Below are 24,431 nucleotides of genomic sequence, written 5' to 3'. Positions count from 1 at the left end.
CATCCGACGCGGGCGAGCCGGGCATGGTCCTTCTCGTCCTACCGTTCCGCCGGCTCGCGGTCGAGGCGTATCCGGCTTATCGCGTTGTTGTGCTCGCGCAGGGTCCGGGTGAATTCGTGCGAGCCGTCGTTTCGCGCCACAAAGAAGATGTACTCGTGGTCGGCGGGCCGGAGGGCGGCGTGCAGCGAGGCCGCGCCCGGCGAAGCGATGGGCCCGGGCGGCAGTCCCTGCTGCGTGTAGGTGTTGTAGGGGTGATCGGCGACGGAGTCGATGTCCCGGTAGAGCAGACGCGCGCGCGGCTCGCCGAGCGCGTACTGGACCGTGGGATCCGCCTGCAGCAGCATGTCGCGCTGAAGGCGGTTCCAGTAGACCCCCGCGACCACCGAACGCTCGTCGTCCCACCGGACTTCCTTCTCGACGATGCTCGCGAGCGTCACGATCTCTCGTTCATCCAGGCCGAGCGCGGCAGCTTGAGCGCGCTCCTCGATCCCCCAGAAATCCCTGTATCGTCCGACGATCGCCTGGACGATGACCGGGAGTCCGACACCATCGGCGAATCGATACGTCTCCGGGAACAGGTACCCCTCCAGCGTGGGGCCCGGCACGCCCAGCTCCCCGACCCGCTTCGGACTCGTCAGGTAGGCCAGGACGGCCGAGGTCGAATCGCCGACGTAGGCGGCCAGGCGTTCCGCCACCTGCGGGATCCGAAGACCCTCGGGGATCGTGAGCGGCGTTGTAACGACGGCTCCGGTTCGGAGCACCTCGAGCAGGTAGGTGTACGAGGCGCCGCGCGGAATCTCGTACCGGCCGGCCTTCAACTGCCGCCCCTGACCCTTGAGGCGCACGTACGCGTCGAAGATCCGGGGATGGAAGATCAGCTCCTGCGTCCGGAGCACGTCCGCGACAGCGAGCGACGCGGCGCCATCCGGGACGAGGACCTCGACCACCGACCCATCGGGAACGCCGCGGCCCCGGAACTCGGCGGAGACAAACCCGTATGCCACGGGCGCCATGGCGGCGAGAGCGGCGAGGAGCAGGCGAATGCCCGTTCCCTTCGACCGGCGTTTCATGAGCCGCGAGGGACGCCGGCGCCGGCAGGGGTGCTGCGCAGGTAAGCGGAGAGCATCAACGCCGCGGCCATTTCGTCCGTCCGGCCCTTCCGCCGCCGTCGGCCTCGAGGCAAGTCCATGCTGAGGATCTCTCGTTCCGCCCGGGCGGTGGAAAGCCGCTCATCCCACTCGATCGTTCGTACTCCCGTCGCTTCCTCCACAGCCCGGGCGAAAGCCCGCGCCTCTTCAGCCATCTCCCCCGCGGTCCCATCCATCGAGAACGGAATACCCACGAGGATGGCGGACGGATCCGTTTCCGCCACGAGTTCGGTCAGCGCGCCCGGGATTGCGGTTCCCGGAGCCCGTCGGTTGGACCTCTCCACCACGCCGTGGGGCGCCGCGATCGTCCGTGTCGGATCCGTGACGGCCACCCCGATGCGGCGCCGGCCGTAGTCGAGCGCCATCAAACGACCGCGGGGCATGCTCAGTGCGCCTGGTCCCCGGCCCGCGATTGACCGCCGGTCCGCAGTCGTTCGATCGCCTCCGCGGATCCGAACACGAACCAGCATGGCTCCCCGCCGCTGCTGCATTGCACCTCGGCGACTTCCACCGCGCGGTCCGCCACGCGGCTCAGAACGCCGCGCAACAGCGCGGCCGAAAAGTGGCAGCGGACATTCCCGGCCGCCGTCGCCTCCGGCGGGTCACGCCAGGCGATGGCGGCGGACGCTCCTCCCCCGGGCTTGAACGATATCGATCCGAGGCCCGCCTTCCGGAGGATCTCGTCGAGAAAAGCCCAGAACTCCGCTGCGGGAAGCGCGTCCGGCGAGTCGCCGAGCAGGGCGACGGCCTCCGCTCCGGTACGGTCCCCCGCCTCGTTCAACACCGCGATACCGGCGTCGCCCAGGCTCGCGCAACGGTGAAAGAGATCCGCGAGGACCGACCTCGGCAGGATGACGGAAGGGACCTGCGTGGGGGTGATCATCACCCAAAAAGCTAGACAGGGGGCCGGGGCCGGACAAGGTTGGCGCCCCATGCTCCCCACCCGGATCATCGAGAGGAAGCGAGACGGCCGGCGGCTCTCTTCCGACGAACTCGAGGCCTTCCTGCGCGCATATCTTCAGGGAGACGTCGCCGAGTATCAGATGTCCGCCTTCCTCATGGCCGCGTTCATCCGCGGGCTGGATCCCGCCGAGCTTTCGGTGCTCCTCCGGGAGATCATCGACTCCGGGGCGCGACTGCGGTTCGAGGACGATGGTCCACCGGCGGTCGACAAGCACTCCACCGGCGGCGTCGGCGACAAGGTTTCGCTCATCCTGGCGCCTCTCCTGGCCGAAGCCGGACTTCGCGTCCCCATGATTTCGGGTCGCGGTCTCGGACATACCGGGGGGACGCTGGACAAGCTCGAGGCGATCCCCGGCTTCGACGTGTCCGTGGATCTGGCACGGTTCAGGGTCATTCTCGATGAGGTCGGGTGCGCGATGATCGGCCAGACGAAGGAAATCGCGCCGCTCGACGGACGTCTCTACGCCCTCCGGGACGTGACGGGGACCGTGCCTTCCCCACCCCTGATCGCGGCCTCGATCGTTTCCAAGAAGGTGGCGGAAGGGATCGGGGCGCTCGTGCTCGACGTGAAGTGCGGGCGTGGCGCCTTCATCACCGACCTCGAGCAGGCGCGCGGGCTGGCGCGGACCATGGTCGATCTCGCGGCCGCCGAGGGGGTACGGACGAGCGCGCTCCTCACGGCAATGAACGCCCCCTTGGGCCGCACCGTCGGCAACGCGCTGGAGGTGCGCGAGGCGATCGAGACGTTGAGAGGCGGAGGGCCCGCGGATCTGCGCGAAGTCACGCTCGCGCTGAGCGCCGAGCTACTCGTCTCCGTCGGTCGCGCTCCCGGCGCCGAAGAGGCGGCGGCGGAGCTTGGCGCGATCCTGGATGGCGGGGCCGCCCTCGAGCGCTTCGTGCGGCTCATCGAGGTCCAGGGAGGGGATCCGAAGGTGGCGGACGACCCCGGGCGCCTCCCCACGGCCCCGATCCGCGAACCCTTCCGATCCCCCGGCTCCGGCTGGCTCGATGTCCACGCTCGCAGGGTGGGCGTCGCTTCGGTGGAGCTCGGGGCCGGTCGCCGGCGCGTCGAGGATGCGGTCGATCCGAGGGTGGGCTTCGAGTTTCACCGCCACGCCGGCGACAGGGTTTCCGAAGGCGAGCCTCTCGTCACCGTAAACGCGGCGGACACGGCGAGCGCCGCGACGGCCGCCCACCGCCTCGCGGACGCGATCCGGGTCTCTCCCGAGCCAGCCGCGCCGCAACCGCTGATCCTGGAGCGGATCGCCTGAACGGCCGCAGGGGCTTTGCCACGGACATGCTAGCGTCGCGCGAAATCTCGCCCGCCGGGGGCGTGCGCGCTCCACGGACCGTGCTCGTCGCACGTCTCGGTCGGTTCCGTCCCCTCGAGGTAGATCTCCACATAACTGGCCTCGATCGGACACCAGCGCGTGGACAGCAGCCCCGTGGTCTCGTCCACAATCCGCTCGATGAGACCGGGCGGCCGCTCCCACGGGTCGGGGTGTTCGTGCGTCTCGTAGTAGTGTGCGAGCACTGCGGCTCCGACCGGCGCCGCCGTGCCTCCACCCGTGGCGCCGTTGTAGATGCGTCGCGGCCGGTCGAGCCCGATCCACGTCGTCGTCACGAGGTCCGGCGTGAATCCGACGAACCAGGTGTTGGTCGCATCGTTCGTCGTTCCCGTTTTGCCCGCCACCGGAACGGAGAAGGGAATCGCATAGCGAGACCTCACCGCCAGCGTCCCGGTCCCCTGGTCCACCGCATCACGCAGCATGGACTGGGCGATCCAGGCGATGTCCGGCTCCAGTACCCGCTCACGCTGGACACGGCTCTCCCAGAGCACGCGGCCGTCCTTGCTCTCCACGCGCAGGATCGAGCGGGGAGAGACCCGGACGCCGAGGTTCGCGAAGGTGCTGTAGGCGCTGGCGATCTCGATCGGACGAACGTCCATCGAGCCGATCGCGGCCGACGGCACCCGCGGGACCGTCGATGAAATGCCCATGCGCTCGGCCATCTGCGCGAACGACTCCTCGCCGACGCGCTGCCCCAGCTTGACCGCCACGATGTTGATGGACCGGGCCAGCGCCCGCCGCAGGGTCAGCGGACCCTTGAAGTCGTTGTCGAAGTTGCGCGGCGCGTAGGGATCGCCGCCGACATTCTCGAGATAGTACGGCTGGTCGTAGATGATCTCCGATGCGGGGATCCCGGCCGCGATCGCCGTCGCGAACACGAACGGCTTGAACACCGAACCCGGCTGCCGGATGGCCTGGGTCGCGCGGTTGAACTCGGAGTCGCCGAAATCGCGCCCGCCCACCATCGCCCGCACGTCGCCGGTCGCTGCGTCCAGCGCGATGAACATCCCCTGCACGTACGGCATCTCCGCGCCTCCGCGGCTCACCTGGTACAGGCTGTCGGGCGGCCAAGCCCGCACTTCCTCGAAGGTGACGCCGGAATAGGCCGGGTGGCGGTCCACCCACTCCAGCTGGGCGAGAAGCGCGGAATCCGCGACCGTCTGGAGATCCGGGTCGAGCGTCGTGTAGACGCGAAACCCCTTCTCGTAGATGTCGGTGCCGTATCGATCGTAGAGCCGCTGCCGCACCCATTCCACGAAGTAGGGCGCGTCCTGCTCGATGCGGGCTCCCCTCGCGAGTTCCAGAGGATACGCCTTCGCCGCCTCGGCGTCCTCGACGCTCACGAGTCCCTGGGCGGCCATCAGTTGAAGGACGAGATTGCGCCGTCCGACGGCCCGCTCGGGGCGGCGGATAGGATTGTACCCCGCCGGATTCCGCGGGATGGCCGCGAGCAGCGCCGCCTCCGGCAGATTGAGCTGCGCAGCGGTCTTTCCGAAGTAGCGCTCCGCCGCGGCCTGGACCCCGAACACCCCGTCGAAATTGATCTGGTTGAGGTAGGCCTCTAGGATCTCCCACTTGCTGTACGCGCGCTCGAGATCGATCGCGACCCGCATCTCGCGCAGCTTCCTCCGGATGCTGATGTCGCGCCGGTTCACGGAACTCTCGAACATGTTGCCCGCGAGCTGCTGCGTGATCGAACTGCCGCCTGCGGCCCCGTACCCCCTCATCAGGAAATCGAAAAAGGCCCGGGTCGTCCGCAGCAGGTCCACCCCGGCGTGCCCCCAGAAACGCTTGTCCTCGACCGCGATGAAGGCGTTGTACACATGGCGCGGCAGCCCCTCCATCCGGATAGGCGTCCGCCGTTCGATGGCGAGTTCCGCGAGGAGCGATCCGTCCGCCGCGAAGAGCTTCGTCGCTTCCCTGGGTTCGAAGGCGTAGATCTGGGCGATGGAGGGGCATTCGTCGCAGACGTGCGTCCACCCGCGCCACGCGACGCCTCCCCCCAGTCCGCCGCCGACCAGGATCGTGAGCGCCAGAGCCCGTCGGGGTATGAGACCGGCCCAACCGCGCGCGCCCTTCCCCCGTCGTCCCGTTGCCTGCTTGCGTCCCGTCGCCCGGGTGCGCCTCGCGCCGCTTCGCTTCTTCGGCGTCCCCTTCTTCGCGCCCCGCGCCCGGCGCCCGGCTCGTCGTCGCCGCCTCATCCCCATGCTCCCCCTGCAATCTCCCGGCGGTTCACACTCTTCTCCGCAGCCGACCCCTCGCGTCGAACCGCCGATGGCCCGATTCTATCGTCACGCCGTCCCCGGCGGGAGCAACACGCGACGGGACGATAGGGAATATACCGACACCAGGCGCAGATGTTTCTCCCCGTAGACGAACAGATCCGCCGGATCCGGGCGGGAGCCGAGTCCATCGTCCCCGAAGACGAACTCGTGGCCAAGCTCGAGCGTTCGGCGCGAGAGGATCGGCCTCTCCTTATTAAACAGGGGTTCGATCCGACGCGGCCCGATCTCCACATCGGCCACGGCGTGTCGATCCACAAGCTGCGGACATTCCAGGAACTCGGCCACCGCGTGGTCTTCGTGATGGGCGACTTCACGGCCCGCGTGGGCGACCCGAGCGGAAGGGACGAGACGCGGCCGATGCTGTCCGAGGAGGAGATCGAGTTGAACCTGGCCACCTACGAAGACCAGGTGTTTCGCATCCTCGATCCGGAGGCGACCGAGATCCGGAAGAACAGCGAATGGCTCGCCGGCCTCGCGTTGGCGGACATCCTGCGGCTGACCTCGCAGTACACCGTCGCCCGCATGCTCGAGCGCGACGACTTCGCCGCGCGCCACCGGGAGGGGCGTCCGATCAGCCTCGTCGAATTCCTCTATCCGATGATGCAGGCGTACGATTCCGTCGCGCTGCGGGCCGACGTCGAACTCGGCGGCACCGATCAGCGGTTCAACCTGCTGCTGGGGAGAACGCTTCAGGAGCGCGCGGGCCAGGAGCCGCAGGTGTGCCTCATCATGCCGCTTCTGCGCGGGACCGACGGGCATCGGAAGATGTCCAAGAGCTACGGCAACTACGTCGGCATCGCGATGGAGGCGGGAGAGACGTTCGGGCGAGTGATGTCGATCCCGGACACGCTGCTCGACGAGTGGCTCGTGCTCGTATCGAGCGCCTCCGGCGAGGCACTCGCCTCGCGTCGCGCCCAGGCGGAGACCGATCCGCTCGCCGCCAAGCGGTGGCTGGCCGGGGACCTCGTGGCCCGCTACCACGGCGCGGCGGCGGCCGACGAGGCACGGGAAGCGTTCGATCGCCTGCACCGGCGCCGGGAAGTGCCGGAGGATGTCCCCGCCGTATCGCTCTCGCTCGGAAATCGGGAGACGCTCTGGATCGCGCATATCCTTCGCGATTCGGGGCTCGCGGCCTCCTCCTCGGAGGCGGGTCGCCTCATACGCCAGGGCGCGGTGCGGGTGGACGGGAGCGTGATCCGGGAGGGCGACCTCCGCCTGGGAGAAGGCGAGTACCTCGTGCAGCGGGGCAAACGAACCTTCGCGCGGGTTTCTCTCCGGTCCTGATGTCCCGGGTTTCAGGAGCCCGGGTGGCCGCGCACGGGGTCCCGCAGCGGTCCCTTCGAGGTCTTGCACGGGCCGAAGTCGGCGCTCATGTTGCCCGGTCCCGTTCGTCGGGGGAATTGCGGGTGTGCGCCAAAAGGCCGCGCGCCATGTGTGAGAATCGTCGAGCTTCGGAGTGTGGCGGGGAGCACGGTTTCGGCTCGTTGCTCGTTGCGCATCCGAGATTGCGGCGTTCGGTGCGTCGCAAAACGGTTCCGCCAATCGTTGTAATGGAGTAGTGACGCGACACGACGTGCAGGTAACGACAGACCGGAAGGCTCTTTTGGTTGGTCTCGACGCGGTGTACTGACCCGGCCGCGTCGGGCGAGGGTTCGGCCCTCGAAACAGGTTCGGGTCGCAGAGGATCCCACTGCCACAGGAGGGAGATCCATGTTGTTTCACTTGTCAGGACGGCGGAGGCGCGCGAGCGCGCTGGCCGCCACAGCAGTGAGCGCCTGGCTCTTTATCGGCGCGGCCCCGCTGCTCGCTCAGGGAGCGATCTCGGGGACGGTGACCGACGCGGAGTCGCTGGCCCCGGTGGCCGGCGCGCAGGTGTTCGTTGCGGGAACGGTGATCGGGACGCTGTCGGGTCCGGAGGGTACGTACCGGCTGGACGGCGTACCGGCGGGCGAGCAGACCGTGACGGTCCGCCTGATCGGCTACCGGGAGCTGTCGCAGACGGCGACGGTGACGTCGGGTCAGGTGGCGTCGGTGGACTTCGCCGTGACGCAGACGGCGCTTCGCCTTCAGGACATCGTCGTGACGGGGGTGGTGGGCGAGACGCCTCAGGTGAAGCTCCCGTTCACGGTGGAGCGGCTGTCGGCGCAGGACCTTCCGGTCCCGGCGGCGGACGTCTCCTCGCTGTTGGCGGGGAAGGCCGCGGGCGTATCGGTCATCTCGGCTTCGGGCCAGCCGGGCCAGCCGGCCTCGATCACGCTTCGCGGCCCGACGTCGATCAACGCGTCCGGCCGAAGCCAGTCGCCGCTGATCGTGATCGATGGCGTGATCCAGGCCGAGGGCGCCTCGCTCTCGGACGTGGGCGCGCTGGACATCGACCACGTGGAGATCGTGAAGGGCGCGGCGGCGGCGTCGCTGTACGGTTCGCGTGCGCAGAACGGCGTGATCGAGATCACGACGAAGCGCGGCACGGGCCTGCAGACGAACTCGCTGAACATCACGGGACGCGGCGAGTACGGCTTCGGCCAGCTCGTCGGTGATGTCGGCCTCGTGCGTTCGCATCCGTACGAGATGAACGCGTCCGGCACGAAGTTCATCGACAGCGATGGCAGCGAGGTCGACTTCCGCGACCTGAACCGACAAGGTTTCGGGTCTGCGAACCTCTACAACCAGATCAATCCGGGCGAGCCGGCTACACCGCAGACGGCGTTCGCGAACCAGGCGTTCCCGTACGATCTGTTCGACCACATGGACACGTTCTTCGATCCCGGCGAGACGTTGGACATCTACGGCGCCGTGACGGGCCGGTTCGGCGAGTCGAGCTTCCGGGTGAGCGTGAACCAGTTCCGCGAGGCCGGCGTCGTGGGTTGTTCCGTCTGCATCGACAACCTCGCCGCGCTGAACGCGGATCGCGTGGCGCAGGGTCTCACGGCCTTCGACGTCGGTGTCCCGAACGACGAGGGCTACGAGCGACAGAACGTGCGCCTGAACATCGACACGCGCTTCGGCGATCTCGACATCGCGGCGAGCGGCTTCTACTCGCGCTCCGACCAGGACGACAAGGCGGTCACGACGGGCGCCTTCTCCCGGCTGACCTTCATGTCGCCCGCGATCGATCTCACGGAGATCAGTCCGCTCGACGGGTATCCCGAGATCGATGCGGATCCGCAGTCGATCGAGGAGAACCCGCTCTACCTGCTCGCGGTCAATGACAGCCGCGACGAGCGGACACGGACGATGGGTTCCGTGGACCTCAACTTCTCGCCCGCGGCCCTCGACTGGCTGACGCTCGAGGCGAACGCCTCCTTCGACCGGACGGACTTCAGCGACTACACGATCCGGCCCAAGAACGAGCGTACGGCGGGCACCGGCCCCCGCGACTTCACGGGCGGCCGCCTCCGTGAGTTCAACTCCACCAGAGAAGCCGTCAACGCTTCGGTGACGCTCGGCGCGAGCCGGATGTTCATGGACGGCGACCTCACGGTGCGCGCCAAGGCCCGCTACCTGATCGAGGACCAGGGCTACGAGTCGAACGGCGTGTTCGGCAGCCAGTTCTCCGTGCAGGACGTGCCGAACTTCGGCGCGATCATCGGCGAGACGTCGGGGAACAACTTCACGAGCGCCATCAAGTCGGAAGGGCTGTTCGGGATCGCCAGCGCCGACTACCGCGGCCGCTACATCGTCGACGGTCTCATTCGGCGCGACGGTTCCTCGCTGTTCGGGCCCGATGAGCGGTGGCAGACGTACTATCGCGGCTCCGTTGCGTGGCGGGTCTCTCAGGAGGACTTCTGGAACATCGATGCGATCGATGAGCTGAAGCTGCGCTTCTCGCTGGGGACGGCGGGCGGGCGGCCGAACTTCGCCGCCCAGTACGAGACGTTCGGCGTCTCGGCGGGCGCGATCTTCCCGATCAACCTCGGGAACCGCGCGTTGAAGCCGGAGTTCACGTCCGAGAAAGAGGCGGGATTGAACTTCGTGTTCTTCGACAATCTGGGTCTCGACCTGACGTACGCGTGGCAGACGACGGATGACCAGCTCCTGCAGGTTCCGCAGCCGGCGTTCGTGGGCTTCTCGAGCCAGTGGCAGAATGCGGGCGAGATCGCGGCATCGACGTATGAGATCTCCATGCGCTACGCCGTGATCGACGAGCAGGACACGGGTCTCCAGTTCCGTCTGAACTGGGACCGGACGCAGCAGGAAATCACCCGATTGGATGTGCCCGACTACACGTTCGGCAACTTCTACGTCTCTGAGGGTCGTCCCCTCGGCGAGCTGTGGGGCGAAGTGTGGGCCACGAGTTGTGCGGACCTGGCGCCGATCGGCGTGTCGGCTTCCGACTGCAGCGCCAACTTCCAGGTGAACGATGACGGCCTCCTCGTCCCGACGGGCGGCGCGGGCTACACGGAAGGCTTCAGCAAGAAGCTGTGGGGTACTCAGGTCGAGGTCGCCACGGCGGACGGGTCCAACTCGTACCACTGGGGCCTCCCGATCAAGGTGCAGGATTACTCGCCGGCGTGCGTGGCGAAGAATCCCGGCAACTACGAGGAGAAGTGCACGCTGACCGAGTTCCTTCCGTTCGGGAACACGACGCCGGACTTCAACCTGTCGCTCGCGACGAACTTCCGGTATCACGGTCTCAGCTTGAACGCGCTCGTGGAGACCTCGCAGGGCCAGTCGATTTACAACGGCACGGCGCAGTGGTCGCTTCGCGAGCTGCGGGGCGAGGACGTGGACCAGACGGGCAAGTCGATGGAGCAGAACAAGCCGGTGGGCTACGCTTCCGCGATCTACTCGGTCAACGCCGACAACTCCTGGTTCCGCGAGGACGGCAGCTGGGTCAAGATGCGTGAGCTTTCGCTCGGCTACACGCTGCCTCAGAACATCGTCGAAAGCCTGTTCAGCGGAGTCTTCGACCGGGTTACGCTGAACGTGATCGGCCGGAACCTGTTCACGATCACGGACTACCGCGGCTATGATCCCGAGGTCGGTGGGAGCGGCGGCCAGCTTGGTAGCGCCGCGCTCAACCGGGTGGACAGCTTCGGATATCCGAACTTCCGGTCGTTCACCTTCTCGGCCGAACTGGTATTCTGATTCCCTGCCCGTGGCAGTGGCGGGTCGCCCTCTCCGGAGGGCGGCCCGGCCTCGTTACGACGCGGGGATCCGAAGATACCGATTGAACAACGGAGAGATCATGAAAAGGAAGCTGACGCTACCGGCCTTTGCGCTGGCGCTGACGGTCGGCTTTTCGGGTTGCGACCTTCAGGTCGACAACCTGAACCAGCCGGACCGGGCGCGTGCACTGGCCGGCCCGGACGATGTGGAGACGCTCATCGCGAGCTCCTACCTCAAGGTCTGGGAAATCGGACACTACTGGACCAACGCGAACTTCGCCTTCAACCACATGTCGAGCCGCCACACGGCGACGTGGGGCAACAACGGCCAGAACGACCTCGGCCGGGAGCCCCGGGAGCCTCTGCCGAACTCGCCGTCGTATCGCTGGGCGTACGTGTTCGAAGCGAACTGGGGCGACGCCTACGGCGGCATCTCGGCGGCCTCGGACGGGATCCGGGCCATCGAGGCCGGTCTCGAGATCGGGCCGGGCGGCGAGCGCAACGCGCGGGCCCTCGCCTTCGCGGCGGGGAACCAGGCGATCCTCTCGTGCCTGCTCGCGCTGTGGTACGACCAGGCCTTCATCGTCGACCATACGACGGACCTCGGCGGCGAACTGGATACGATCGACTACAACGCGATGTTCAACTACGCCATGGGCCAGTTGGACGCTGCGGAATCCCAGGCCCGAGGGGCATCGTTCACGCTCGAAGAGTCATGGATTAACGGAAACACCTGGGACAACAACGAGTGGGCGGATTATCTCGTGAGTTGGAAGGCGCGTTGCGCGGCGAACCTGCCGCGGACGGACGCCGAGGCCGCCGGGGCAAACTGGAGCCAGATCATCTCGAACGCGCAGAACGGCATCCGGGATGTCGTTGTCTTGGGTGTGGACTATTCGGCAGACACCCCATGGCGTGATCAGCTCAAGCGCTTTGCACAGCAGAACGGCACCTGGCACCGGATGCACATGGACTGGGTGGGCATGGCCGACCAATCCGGGGAGTATCAGGATTGGCTGTCGCTCCCGACGGAGCAGCGCACCGCGCGCAGGCTGACATTCGGTGACGATAAGCGGTTCCCGCCGGCCAACGAAAACGATGTCACGTCGGATATCGTAAGCCCTTCGGTCGCTTCGTTCGGTCCGAGGTCGCGCTACAACGCGACGATCATCTTCCGGCCGGAGCGTGGCACGTACCGGCAGTCGCACTACGGCGACATGCGGTATGACGCATACACGCTCGGTTGTTGGGGGTGCAACGCCGGCCCCCTGGAACACATGACATCGCAGGAGATGGATCAATACATCGCCGAGGCGCACTACCGCATGGGCAACTTTGCGGGCGCCGCGGAGATCGTGAACAAGACGCGGATGGAAGCCGGGCTCCCCCCGGCGCCGTCGAACCCGACGGATGCCGTCCCGTCCAACGGTGCGGGCCAGTGCACGCCGCGGAAGCGGTACGACGTGCAGGGGCGCTGCGGGAACCTGCGGGACGCGATGTGGTTCGAGCACTTCGAGAACGTGTTCAACGTGTTCGGCGGACTCGAGTTCTGGCACGGACGTCGCAACGACATCCTGCCAGCGGGTACGGCGCTGCAGTTGCCGATTCCCGCTGCCGACCTCGAAGTGCTTCAGCGCGACATCTACACGTTCGGCGGCGGCGGTGCGAGTTCGGCCGGCAATCCTACGCCGAGCGTGGTTCCCGGCAGCCTCGACGCCGCGCTGGAGCGGGCGGCCTATGCGCTTGAGCGCATCCGGGAGCAACAGGCTGCGGAACGCCGGGCGGAGGATGTCGTCGTTCGGTAGAAGGCAGTAGCCCGGCAAGGCCCGGGCGGGGGATGGTTCTCCCCGAAGGTTTGAACCAGGAAGGCGGTTGTTTTGGTTAGGCAGCCCTTCCAGGGAGTGTGGACGCCTCCCGGCGCCGTCAGTGACGGTTCCGGGAGGCGTGCGCTTAACGACGAAGCGAACGCTTACAAAACGATGATCGGGGGCCCCAGTCCTGCGCTCCCGATCATTACTCGTTTTAAGGGTTGAGGAGAAATGACCGGGGGCGCCACCGGGCGCCTCCCGGTCTGACTTCAGATAAAGGACGGTCGTATACGAAGCACGAACGGATCTCACTGCTACAAGGAGAGTGATCCATGTTGTTCAGGTTGTCAGGACGGCGGAAGCGCGCGAGCGCGCTGGCCGCCACGACAGTGAGCGCCTGGCTCTTTATCGGCGCGGCCCCGCTGCTCGCTCAGGGTGCGATCTCGGGGACGGTGACCGACGCGGAGTCGCTGGCCCCGGTGGCCGGCGCGCAGGTGTTCGTTGCGGGAACGGTGATTGGTACGCTGTCGGGTCTGGAGGGCACGTACCGGCTGGACGGCGTACCGGCGGGCGAGCAGACCGTGACGGTTCGCCTGATCGGCTACCGGGAGCTGTCGCAGACGGTGACGGTGGCGTCGGGTCAGGTGGCGACGGCGGACTTCGCCGTGGAGCAGACGGCGCTTCGCCTTCAGGACATCGTCGTGACGGGCGTGGTGGGTGAGACGCCGCAGGTGAAGCTCCCGTTCACGGTGGAGCGGCTGTCGGCGCAGGACCTTCCGGTCCCGGCGGCGGACGCCTCTTCGCTGCTGGCGGGGAAGGCGGCCGGAGTATCGGTCATCTCCGCTTCGGGCCAGCCGGGCCAGCCGGCCTCGATCATGCTTCGCGGCCCGACGTCGATCAACGCCTCCGGCCGGAGCACGTCACCGCTGATCGTGATCGACGGCGTGATTCAGTCCGAGGGCGCTTCGCTCTCCGACGTGGGCGCGCTGGACATCGACCACGTGGAGATCGTGAAGGGCGCGGCGGCGGCGTCGCTGTACGGTTCGCGTGCGCAGAACGGCGTGATCGAGATCACGACGAAGCGCGGCACGGGCCTGCAGACGAACTCGCTGAACGTCCTCGCGCGTGGCGAGTACGGCCTGGGCCAGCTCGTCGGTGACATCGGCCTCGTGCGTTCGCATCCGTACACCATGAACGCGTCCGGCTCGAAGTTCATCGACTCGCAGGGCAACGAGGTCGACTTCCGCGACCTCAACCGGCAGGGATTCGGCTCGGCTCTGCTCTACAACCAGATCAATCCGGGCGAGCCGGGCACCACGTCCACCGCGTTCGCGAACCAGGCGTTCCCGGGCGAACTGTTCGACCACATGGACACGTTCTTCGATCCCGGCGAGACGATGGACCTCTACGGCGCCGTGACGGGCCGGTTCGGCGAGTCGAGTTTCCGGGTGAGCGTGGACCAGTTCCGCGAGGCGGGTGTGGTGAGCTGTTCGCAGTGCATCGACAACCTCGCCACGCTCAACGCGGACCGCGTCGCGCAGGGCCTGGCGGCCTTCGACGTCGGCGTTCCGGACGACGAGGGGTTCGAGCGACAGAACGTGCGCCTGAACGTCGACACGCGCTTCGGCGATCTCGACATCGCGGCGAGCGGCTTCTACTCGCGCTCCAACCAGGACGACAAGGCGGTCACGACGGGCGCCTTCTCGCGGCTCACCTTCATGTCGCCCGCGATCGAACTGACGGGCGTGTCGGCGTTCGACGGGTACCCCGACATCGACGCGGACCCGCAGTCGATCGAGGCGAACCCGCTCTACCTGCTCGCGGTGAACGACAGTCGGGACAAGCGCACGCGGTCGATGGGGTCGGTGGACCTCAACTTCTCGCCCGCGGCCATCGACTGGCTGACGCTCGAGGCGAACGCCTCCTTCGACCGGACGGACTTCCGCGACTACACGATCCGGCCCAAGAACGAGCGGACATCCAGCGCCAGCGGCACCGGCGAACTCACCGGCGGCAGCCTGCGCGAGTTCAACTTCACCGATGAGGCGATCAATGCCTCCGTGACGCTCGGCGCGAGCCGGACGTTCATGGACGGCGACGTCACGGTGCGCGCGAAGGCCCGCTACCTCATCGAAGACCAGAGCTTCAAGTCGAACGGCGTGTTCGGCAGCCGCTTCTCGGTGCAGGACGTGCCGAACTTCGGCGCGATCATCGGCGAGACAAGCGGAAACAACCAGGTCCGCTCGATCAAGGCGGAAGGGCTGTTCGGGATCGCGAGCGTCGACTACCAGGGCCGCTACATCCTCGACGGCCTGATCCGTCGCGACGGCTCCTCGCTGTTCGGACCCGACGAGCGGTGGCAGACGTACTACCGCGGCTCGGTCGCGTGGCGGGTGACGCAGGAAGACTTCTGGAACATCGACGCGATCGATGAGCTGAAACTGCGCTTCTCGCTGGGTACGGCGGGCGGTCGTCCGAACTTCTATGCCCAGTACGAAACCTTCGGCGTCGCACAGGGCGCGATCTTCCCGATCAACCTCGGGAACCGGGCGCTGAAGCCGGAGTTCACGACGGAGCGCGAGGCGGGGCTCAATTTCGTGTTCTTCGAGAACCTTGGTCTCGACCTGACGTACGCCTGGCAGACGACCGACGATCAGCTGCTGCAGGTTCCGCAGGCGGCGTTCGTGGGCTTCTCGAACCAGTGGCAGAACGCGGGCGAGATCTCGGCGCAGACGTACGAGGTCTCACTGCGCTACGCGGCGATCGACAGGCAGGACATGGGTCTGCAGTTCCGGCTGAACTGGGACCGGACGCGGCAGGAGATCACGCGTCTGGACGTTCCCGACTACACCGTGTCGACCTACTACGTCTCCGAGGGTCGTCCGCTGGGCGAGATGTGGGGCGAAGTCCTGGCCACCAGTTGTGCGGACCTGTCGCCGGTCGGCGTGTCGGCTTCCGACTGCAACGCCAACTTCCAGGTGAATGATGATGGCCTTCTCGTCTACACCGGGGGGCACAACCACACGGAAGGCTTCACCAAGAAGCTGTGGGGCACGACGGGGACCGTGTCCACTCCGGACGGCGACCGCAATTACGCGTGGGGACATCCCTTCATGGTGCAGGACTACTCGCCGGCCTGCGTCTCCAAGAACCCTGGCGACTACGAGGAGAAGTGCCGGCTGACGGACTTCCTCCCGTTCGGGAACACGACGCCGGATTTCAGCGCTTCGTTCGCGACGAACTTCCGGTATCGGAACCTCAGCCTGAACGCGCTCCTCGAGTCGTCGGTGGGTCACTCGATCTACAACAACACGGCGCAGTGGGCGCTTCGCGAACTGCGGGGCGAGGACGTGGACCAGACGGGCAAGCCGCTCGAACTGAACAAGCCGACCGGCTACGCCTCGGTCATCTACAACGTCGGATCGGACAACTCCTGGTTCCGCGAGGACGGCGACTGGCTGAAGGTCCGTGAGCTGTCACTCGGCTATACGCTGCCGGAATCGCTCACCTCGTCCGTGTTCGGAAACGTGTTCGACCGGGTCACGCTGAACGCCATCGGACGCAACCTGTTCACGTTCACCGCATACCGCGGGTACGATCCCGAAGTCGGGCGAGACGGCGGGGAGGTCGGGAGCGCGACCTTGAACCGCTACGACAGCTTCGGTTACCCGAATTTCCGAACGTTCACCTTCTCGGCGGAACTCGTCTTCTGACGCCCTCCAGGAACGGGGGTTCGGATGGACATGGAATTGAGTAATGGAGGGGTCATGAAAAGGAAGCTGACACTGCCTGCCATTGCGCTGGCGCTGACGGTCGGCTTTACGGGTTGCGACCTGCAGGTCGACAACCTGAACGAGCCGGACCGGGCGCGAGCCCTGGCGGGCCCGGACGATGTGGAGACGCTCATCGCGAGCTCCTACCTCAAGGTCTGGGAAATCGGGCACTACTGGAACAACGCCAACTTCGCCTTCAACCACATGTCGAGCCGCCACACGGCGACATGGGGCAACATGGGGATGAACGACCTCGGCCGTGAGCCCCGCGAGCCGCTGCCGAACTCGGCCTCGTACAGTCCGTCGTACATCTTCGAGGCGAACTGGGGTGACGCCTACGGCGGCATCTCGGCGGCCTCGGACGGGATCCGGGCCCTCGACGAGGGTCTGGAGATCGGCCCCGGAGGCGAGCGCAACGTGCGCGCACGCACGTTCGCGATGGCGAGTCAAGCCATACTGAACTGCCTGCTCGCGCTTTGGTACGATCAGGCGTTCATCGTCGACGAGACGGTGGATCTGACGGGCGAACTGGACACGGTGGACTACAACTCCGTCTACCAGTACGCCGTTCAGAGACTGGATGCGGCGGAGGCGGCCGCCCGCTCGTCCTCCTTCACGCTCCCGGAAACGTGGATCAACGGGAACCCCTGGGACAACAACCAGTTCGCCGATTACCTGGTGAGCTGGAAGGCGCGCTGTGCGGCCAATCTGCCGCGGACGGATGCGGAGGCCGCGGGCGTGAACTGGGGCCAGGTCATTTCGGATGCCGAGAACGGCATTCGCGAACTCGTGGCCATAGGCGAGGACCGTTCTTCCGGCACTCCATGGTGGAGCGGCATCAAGATCTTCATGCAGGAGAACCGGACCTGGCACCGCATGCACATGGACTGGGTCGGCATGGCGGATCAGAGCGGCCAGTACCAGGACTGGCTGACGTTCCCCACGGAGCAGCGGACGGCTCGAGAGATGACGTTCGGGGATGACAAGCGGTTCCCGGCGGTCAACGAGCACGGTACGCTCGGGGAGCCGGTGAGCCCTTCGGCGGCCTCGTACGGCCCGCGGCACCGGTACAACGCGACGATCATCTTCCGTCCGGAGCGCGGAACGTACCGGCAGTCGCACTACGGCGACTCGCGATACGACGACTACACGCTGAGCTGCAGCCGCTGCGAGTTCGGCGAGATGGAGTCCATGACGCACCAGGAGATGGACACCTATGTCGCGGAAGCCCACTACCGCATGGGGAACTTCGGAGCCGCCGCGGAGATCGTGAACAAGACGCGCATGGAGGCGGGCCTGCCGCCCGCGCCGTCGAACCCGACGGACGCCGTGCCATCGAACGCCGACGGCGAGTGCACGCCGCGGAAGCGGTACGATGTGCAGGGCCGTTGCGGGAACCTGCGCGACGCGATGTGGTTCGAGCACTTCGAGAACGTGTTCAATGTGTTCGGCGGACTCGAGTTCTGGCACGGACGGCGTAACGACATCATGCCGGCGGGGAGTGCGCTGCAACTGCCGATCCCGGCCGCGGATCTCGAGGTGCTGCAGCGGGACATCTACACCTTCGGCGGGGGAGAGGCGAGTTCGGCCGGCAACCCCATACCGCCCGCGATCGTGCCGGGCAGTCTCGACGCTGCGCTGCTGCGTGCGGCGTACTCGCTGGAGCGTATCCAGAGGAGTCTCGCGACTGAGAGTCGGGCGGCAAACGCCGATCTCGTCGTCCGTTAGCACTTCCTCTGCGGAGGACCGCGTGAGGGCGCCCGCGGGCGTCTTCGGGCTGGCGGCGGAGGCCACCGGGTTTCGTTCCGGTGGCCTCCGCGCATCCGGGACCCCACGTGTCAGAAAAAGCGGACTTCGGACGTTTCCTCGTTGTGCGGTGATCGTCCGCCGCACTAGCTTTCGGCTACGGAGACGGTCCCGAGCACTAGTACAGAGGCATACATGAGATTGAGAGCGAGGCTGAGTGCGAGACTGAGAGCCACGCACTTCCTGGCGGCATGCGCGGTCGTGATCGGCTTGGCCGGGGTGTCCGCGACCGGATGTCTGGACCTCAACGTCGGGCCCACGGTGCCGTCCATCGATTCGACGGAAGACACCGCGCTCGATGAGCCGGGCAACACGAATCCGGGGAACAGCATCGTCCCGATCCTCCCTGAGAGTCGCTAGCGATTCGGCGTCCGGCGCGCCTTGACGGGCTCCGATCGGCCATCCTCCGGCATCCCACCCTCCGGTATCGACGCCTCGATGCGAGAGGTTGCCCTCGGGATGGGATCGAATCTGGGTTCTCGCATCGAGCATCTGCGAGCCGCCGCGCGGCGCTTGGCGACGAAAGTCCTGGTCGAGCCCCGGTTCTCCAGGGTCTATGAAACCGTGCCGGCGTACGGCCGGGACCAACCCGCCTACCTGAACGCCTGCTGTGTCGGCTGGACCCGTCTCGAGCCCGGCGCTCTGCTCGTCTCGCTCAAGGATCTCGAATCGAACGCGGGACGCGACCCGGACGCGCCGAGATACTCCTCCCGCCCTCTCGATCTCGATATCCTTCTCTACGCGGACGAGGTTGTCGAGACGCCGCATCTTGCGATTCCACACGCCGCTCTCGCGGAGCGGGCCTTCGTGCTCCTGCCGCTGGCGGAGGTTGCCGGCGCCTGGCGACATCCCGCGCTCGGGCGCTCGATCGCCGCGCTGGCGGCCGCTATCGACCCGGAGGGCGTCGCCGTCACGGATCTGCGCCTGACGGGTGCTTCCGATGGAGGCTCATGAGCCGCAGGACTCTGGACGTTCAGGTTGCCGGAAGCGGGAACTACCCGATTCACATCGAACCGGGCCTGCTCGCCGGAGCGGCGTCGGTCTGCCGACGACACGCGCCGGCACACCGGTACGCCGTGATCGCGGATTCGCAGGTCGCGCGGCTCTATGGCGCCGGGGTCGTCTCCGGCCTGGAGGATGCCGGTCTCGCCGCCGATCTCTTCCCGTTCCCCGCGGGCGAGTGGAACAAGAGCCGGGAGCAGTGGGCCGCACTGAGCGATCGCATGCTCCACGCGCGGTTCGGCCGCGACTCCGCCGTCGTCGCGCTCGGAGGCGGCGTGGCGGGCGATCTGGCGGGTTTTGTTGCGGCCACGTACATGCGCGGCGTCCCTGTCATTCAGATTCCCACGACGCTTCTGGCCATGCTGGACAGTTCGGTGGGAGGGAAGACGGGGGTCGATACCGAAGCGGGCAAGAATCTGATCGGGGCTTTCCATCACCCATCGGCCGTACTCATCGATCCCGCCGTACTCGAGACGCTGCCGCGGCACCAGCGCAGCGCCGGGTTGGCGGAGGCCGCGAAGACGGCGGCAATTCTCGATGTGGAACTCTGGGACTGGATGGTACGCGGGTCTTCGGCGCTGTCGAGCGGCGACCCGGACGCATCCGCGCAGCTCATCGAGCGCGTAGTGCGGCACAAGGCGGCGGTGGTCGGCGACGATCCGCTGGAGCGCGGCCGCCGCGAGATTCTGAATTTCGGACACACCGTCGGCCACGCGCTGGAGGCTCTCGAGGGCTACAAGCTCCTCCACGGCGAGGCCGTCGCCGCGGGCATGCGCGTCGAGTCGCGTCTCGGCGAACTGCTCGGGATTACGGAGCAGGGAACCTCCGAACGGCTCGCCGCGCTGCTGGAGGCGTGCGGGCTCGGCGGCGACTGGGAGACCGACCGCGAGCCAACCGAGATCCGGGATGCGATGTCGAAGGACAAGAAGGCGCGTCAGGCTCGGATCCGCTGCGTATTCCTTTCGCACCTCGGCGAGGTGGCCACCGACGCGGAGGGACGACACAGCTTCGCTCTCGCCGAGGAAGATCTCGCAGAACCTCTCGCAACGGCTTTACGACCGGCCCGGGGCGTTTGAGATTGTCGGCGACCGTAACGGAAAGCGCCCAGGGCTCGCAGACCCATTCACCGACCGGCACGAAGTGATCCCAGCCGAACCGTCACCGACCGCCGTGCTCAGCGTCGCCGACCTCTTCGCCCGACACGCGGAGTTGAGCCCGCACGCGCCCTGCATACGGGCGCGGGACGGGTCGTGGAGCTATTCCCGTGTCGCGGCGCAGGCGCGCGCGCTGGCCGTGGGGCTCCACCGCCTGGGGGTCGAACCCGGCGACCGCGTCGCGGTCCAGCTGCCCAACTGGCCCGAATTCGTGATCTCGGCCCTCGCGGTCGCGGAAGCGGGCGCCGTCCTCGTGCCCATCGGTCCGAACTGTTCGGCGCGCGAGTTGCGTTTCACCCTGCGGAATTCCGAGGCCGCCGTCGCGATCTCGGCCGAGAACTGGGACGGTGTGGACTATCTGCAGCGCTTCGAGAACCTCCTTACGCGGCTGCCGGACCTTCAGTACGTGGTGACCGTCGGAGAGGAGGACCTCTGGTACGACGACCGGATCTTCCAGTTCGAGGATCTCGTCGCGAGCGGCCGCGGCCGGGAAGTCGCGCCGACGGACGTGGACCCGCAGCGGGATCCGTGCGCGATCCTGTACACGCCCGGGACGACGGGGGCTCCGAAGGGGGTCGTCCTCACGCACGACAACCTGGTGCGGACCGCCCTCGCCACGGCGGCGCGGCTGGGGTTGGACGGCGACGATCGAACGCTGTGCATCGTCCCGCTGCCGAACATCTTCGGGCTCACCGCCCTGCTCACGACGCTCGGCACGGGAGGGACGCTCGTGCTGCAGGAGACCTTCGACGCGGCGGCCGCGCTCGCGCTCGCGCGGGAGCACGAGGCTACGGTCGTCCACGGCGTCCCGACCATGTTCGTGATGCTGCTGCGAGCGCTGGAACGCGGCGGAGCCCGGCCCGACTCACTGCGCACCGGGGTCATCGCGGGCGCGCCGGTCGGCGCCGACCTGGTGCGCGACGTGCGCCGACGCCTGATCCCCGATCTCGAAAGCGCCTACGGCCTCACCGAGACCTCCCCCACGGTCTCGATCACGACCCCGTCGGATCCCGAGGCGAAACGGGCGCACACGGTGGGCCGCCCGCTCGAGGGGGTCGAACTCAAGGTGCTCGACGAGGCGGACGCGGAGCTCCCCGTCGAGTCCGTGGGTGAGCTCGCCGTGCGTGGTTTCAACGTGATGCAGCAGTACTTCCATCAGCCCGGCCGGACTCGAAAGACCATGACGGAAGACGGCTTCCTCAGGACCGGCGACCTTGCGATGGTCGACCCGGAGGGTTACCTGCATATCGTCGGCCGCTTGAGCGACGTGATACTTCGCGGGGGTAACAGCGTTCACCCCGCCGAAATCGAAGCGCAGCTCCGGTCCCATCCCGCGGTGGAAGAAGCGGTGGTTCTCGGGATCCCCAACGACGTGCTGGGTGAACTCATCTGCGCCTGCGTGGTTACCGCCGAAGGGGCCCTGATCACGGCCGACGAAATCCGGGATTTCTGCCACGAATCTCTGGCAGAGCACAGAGTGCCGGATCTCATTCACTTTCTGGATGAGCTTCCGGAGGCCTCCAGCGCACAAGCGCGCCGCGTGAGTCTGGCCCGCATCATACGCGCCGAGGCCGACTAGAACAGATCGCCGCGGCGGTCGTCGGGCAAAGCGGCCCGCGATCGGACCGGCGAGAACGCGAACGGTGGTCCGTAGACCCCTCTCACCATCCCCCCCGCCACCGGGGGCGAGGCAGAGGGGCCTCCTCGGGCCGTTCGCGGCAACGAACGGAACAGAGGGACATGAACGACACGTACACCCGGGCGCCTCACCGGCGCCCCTCCGCCGATATGGCAGACGCCGCGGCGCTTCTCATCGACTTCGACAACGTGACCATGGGGATCCGGTCCAACCTGGGACAGGAACTCCGGAATTTCCTCGATTCGGACATCATCCGCGGCAAGGTGGCCGTCCAGCGAGCGTACGCGGACTGGCGACGCTATCCCCAGTACATCGTGCCGCTATCCGAGTCTTCGGTCGACCTCATCTTCGCGCCCGCCTACGGGTCGTCGAAGAAGAACGCCACCGACATCCGGCTCGCGATCGATGCGCTCGAGCTGGTGTTCACGCGCCCCGAGATCGGGACCTTCATCCTCCTCTCGGGGGACTCCGACTTTTCGAGCCTCGTGCTGAAGCTGAAGGAGTACGGGAAGTACGTGATCGGCGTGGGGCTCCAGGAGTCCACTTCGGACATCCTCGTCCAGAACTGCGACGAGTACTACAGCTACAACCGACTGTCCGGGCTCAAGTCGGCCGACGAAATCCAGACCGAGAAGCACGACCCGTGGGAGTTGACGAGCAGGGCCGTCGCGCGCATGGCCGAGCGCGGCGATGTCATGCGGTCGGATCGCCTGAAGCAGGTGATGCTGGAGATGGACCCGGGCTTCGACGAGAAGACGGCCGGTTTCTCCCGATTCAATCGATTCCTGAGCGAAGCGGCCAAGCGCAATCGAATCGTGCTGCAGAAGCGGGAGAACGGCCAGTACGACGTCGGCCTGCCGTCCGGCGCGGCGTCGGCATCGGCGGCGGCCGGGGACTCGGTGTCCTCCAGGGGGGAGGCCGCGACGGCGAGGAGCCGCGGTCGGCGCGGCCGTCGCGGAGGCCGCGGCCGCACGTCCGCTCCGAAAGCCGCGGAGGAACGCGCAGCCGCGAAGGCCGGGAAACCGTCGGCAAAGACGACGGCCCCCGCCGCAGCCGCCGTCGAAGGCGCCTACGAGGCGCTGAAGCGCGCGGTGGCCGAACTCTCTCCGGACGGAGCCCCGGTCCGCGACTCCATGGCCAAGCGCAAGCTCCTGCAGTACGACGCCGCCTTCGATGAAGGCGTCTTCGGCTTCAGCAAGTTCAGCCTGTTCCTGCGCGCGGCGCACGACGCGGGCGTCGTCCGGATGTCCCGGCACGAGGACGGCAATCACTATCTGACCGTGGCGGCCGCCCCGGCCGCGCCCGCGCGCAAGGCGGAGTCGGCGCCGGACGGGAGCTCGGACGAGGCGGGTGGGCGGTCCCCGCTGTCCGCTGCGGCGAGGGCCGCGCGCAAGACGCTCGACCGTTTCCGGCGCGGACCCGCGGCTCGCGACGATGCGGCGTCCCCGAGCAAGCCGGCGCCCCGTAGCAAGCCGGCGCCCCGTAGCAAGCCGGCGCCCCGTAGCAAGCCGGCGTCTCGGAGCGAGGCAGCGTCCCGGAGCGGGGCAGCGTCCCCGAGCAAGCCGGCGCCCCGGAGTGCGCCATCGTCCCGGGCGACCGGTGCGGACGCGCCGGGTCAGCGGAAAAAGCCGGCTCAGCAGCGGAAGGCGGAGCCGCCTCGACCCGAGCGCCGCAAGGACCCGGCCGGCGCACGGGGCGCCAAGACGGCCGCGAAAGACCGGCCGGATCAGGGCCGGCCGGATCGGGGCCCGGCGGATCGGCAGGATGGCAGGTCCGCCGAGCGCCGCGGCCAGCCGAAGGCGCGCGAACAGCGGGAGCGGGCTGCGGGGCCGAGTCGCGAAAAGGCGACGCCGAAGAAGGAGCCCGCGGCGTCCGCGCCGAAGCGCGACCCGGCGACCCGGGACAGCCAGCCGAGCGCCCGGGAGAAGACGCCTTCCCGGCGAACGCTGGGACGTTACCGGTCGGGGTCCCGGGGGCGGACGGCTGCGCCGAACGCGGGGAAGAAGGCGGGGGCGCCTCGTATCGGTCCGGTCGCCGATGAGAAACCGGCCGGAGGAGAGGCAAGGAAGGACGCGAAGCGCGAGGACGCTCCGACTCGCGACAGGCCCGCCGCCCGCAAGTCGGGAGGGGCCGGCAGGCCGGCTGGCGGAACCGCAAAGCCGGCGGCAAAGCCGGCCGCGAAGCCGGCCGGAGGGCCCATCGGGCACATGGTCCGCAACTATGCGGGCGTCGGGAAGCGGACCGCGGAAGTGCTCTTCGACCATTTCGGCGACCGTGTGTTCGAGGTCATCGACTCCGAGCCGGCGCGCTTGACGGAAGTGCTCTCGGAAGGCCGGGCGAAAGTGGTTCGCGAAGCCCGGCGCGCAGAGCTGGAGAGCTGAATGACGCGGCCGGTT

General features: G+C 67.5%; 15 protein-coding genes. 11 read left to right on the top strand and 4 right to left on the bottom strand.

Annotated features, from left to right (window positions below):
* Positions 1-38 precede the first annotated feature (38 nt).
* The 3 genes from mltG to ACQY5G_RS00570 are packed head-to-tail and all read right to left on the bottom strand — an operon-like array spanning position 39 to position 2,031.
* Complete coding sequence (gene mltG, locus ACQY5G_RS00580) at positions 39-1,070, bottom strand: endolytic transglycosylase MltG (protein ID WP_428276015.1); 1,032 nt, start codon at positions 1,068-1,070, stop codon at positions 39-41.
* The gene (gene ruvX, locus ACQY5G_RS00575; protein ID WP_428276013.1) at positions 1,067-1,531 is read right to left on the bottom strand and encodes a Holliday junction resolvase RuvX; all 465 of its coding nucleotides are present in this window, start codon (positions 1,529-1,531) and stop codon (positions 1,067-1,069) included. Before ruvX ends, mltG begins: the two co-directional genes overlap by 4 nt.
* Before the next feature lie 2 nt (positions 1,532-1,533).
* The gene (locus tag ACQY5G_RS00570; RefSeq protein WP_428278621.1) at positions 1,534-2,031 is read right to left on the bottom strand and encodes a V4R domain-containing protein; all 498 of its coding nucleotides are present in this window, start codon (positions 2,029-2,031) and stop codon (positions 1,534-1,536) included.
* 49 nt (positions 2,032-2,080) lie between these two features.
* Here ACQY5G_RS00570 and ACQY5G_RS00565 point away from each other — a divergent pair, with 49 nt between their 5' ends.
* Positions 2,081-3,382, top strand: coding sequence for a thymidine phosphorylase (locus tag ACQY5G_RS00565; RefSeq protein ID WP_428276012.1), 1,302 nt, complete (start codon positions 2,081-2,083; stop codon positions 3,380-3,382).
* A gap of 29 nt (positions 3,383-3,411) precedes the next feature.
* Here the strand turns inward: ACQY5G_RS00565 and ACQY5G_RS00560 are convergent, their stop codons facing one another.
* On the bottom strand, positions 3,412-5,661 hold the full coding sequence (locus ACQY5G_RS00560; protein ID WP_428276010.1) for a penicillin-binding protein 1A: 2,250 nt from the start codon (positions 5,659-5,661) through the stop codon (positions 3,412-3,414).
* A 156-nt stretch (positions 5,662-5,817) separates the two neighbouring features.
* On the opposite strand from ACQY5G_RS00560, the gene tyrS reads away from it, so the two are divergent.
* The 10 genes from tyrS to ACQY5G_RS00510 all read left to right on the top strand — a co-directional run bounded on the left by tyrS (position 5,818) and on the right by ACQY5G_RS00510 (position 24,416).
* Positions 5,818-7,029: a tyrosine--tRNA ligase gene (gene tyrS, locus ACQY5G_RS00555; RefSeq protein ID WP_428276008.1), complete on the top strand. Its 1,212-nt coding sequence runs from the start codon at positions 5,818-5,820 to the stop codon at positions 7,027-7,029.
* A 426-nt stretch (positions 7,030-7,455) separates the two neighbouring features.
* Positions 7,456-10,833 (top strand): SusC/RagA family TonB-linked outer membrane protein, encoded by a 3,378-nt coding sequence (locus ACQY5G_RS00550; protein ID WP_428276006.1) that lies wholly within the window; start codon positions 7,456-7,458, stop codon positions 10,831-10,833.
* 100 nt (positions 10,834-10,933) lie between these two features.
* On the top strand, positions 10,934-12,658 hold the full coding sequence (locus ACQY5G_RS00545) for a hypothetical protein (RefSeq protein ID WP_428276004.1): 1,725 nt from the start codon (positions 10,934-10,936) through the stop codon (positions 12,656-12,658).
* Between the two features lie 335 nt (positions 12,659-12,993).
* Complete coding sequence (locus ACQY5G_RS00540; protein ID WP_428276002.1) at positions 12,994-16,374, top strand: SusC/RagA family TonB-linked outer membrane protein; 3,381 nt, start codon at positions 12,994-12,996, stop codon at positions 16,372-16,374.
* A 54-nt stretch (positions 16,375-16,428) separates the two neighbouring features.
* Positions 16,429-18,162, top strand: a complete 1,734-nt coding sequence (locus ACQY5G_RS00535) for a hypothetical protein (RefSeq protein WP_428276000.1) — start codon at positions 16,429-16,431, stop codon at positions 18,160-18,162.
* A 213-nt stretch (positions 18,163-18,375) separates the two neighbouring features.
* A complete protein-coding gene (locus ACQY5G_RS00530) occupies positions 18,376-18,600 on the top strand; it encodes a hypothetical protein (RefSeq protein WP_428275999.1) in 225 nt (74 codons plus the stop codon).
* A 78-nt stretch (positions 18,601-18,678) separates the two neighbouring features.
* On the top strand, positions 18,679-19,194 hold the full coding sequence (gene folK / locus ACQY5G_RS00525) for a 2-amino-4-hydroxy-6-hydroxymethyldihydropteridine diphosphokinase (RefSeq protein WP_428275997.1): 516 nt from the start codon (positions 18,679-18,681) through the stop codon (positions 19,192-19,194).
* Positions 19,191-20,318: a 3-dehydroquinate synthase gene (gene aroB / locus ACQY5G_RS00520; RefSeq protein WP_428275995.1), complete on the top strand. Its 1,128-nt coding sequence runs from the start codon at positions 19,191-19,193 to the stop codon at positions 20,316-20,318. Before folK ends, aroB begins: the two co-directional genes overlap by 4 nt.
* Positions 20,319-20,382: 64 nt before the next feature.
* Entirely contained in the window at positions 20,383-21,975 is a 1,593-nt protein-coding gene (locus tag ACQY5G_RS00515) for a class I adenylate-forming enzyme family protein (RefSeq protein WP_428275993.1), read from the top strand.
* A gap of 161 nt (positions 21,976-22,136) precedes the next feature.
* Complete coding sequence (locus ACQY5G_RS00510; protein WP_428275991.1) at positions 22,137-24,416, top strand: NYN domain-containing protein; 2,280 nt, start codon at positions 22,137-22,139, stop codon at positions 24,414-24,416.
* The last annotated feature ends 15 nt before the right edge of the window (positions 24,417-24,431 follow it).

The organism is Candidatus Palauibacter sp. (assembly GCF_965261555.1).
Taxonomy (GTDB): domain Bacteria; phylum Gemmatimonadota; class Gemmatimonadetes; order Palauibacterales; family Palauibacteraceae; genus Palauibacter.
The sequence above is the reverse complement of the archived record's forward strand: the minus strand, read 5'-3'. Positions and strand labels throughout refer to the sequence as shown.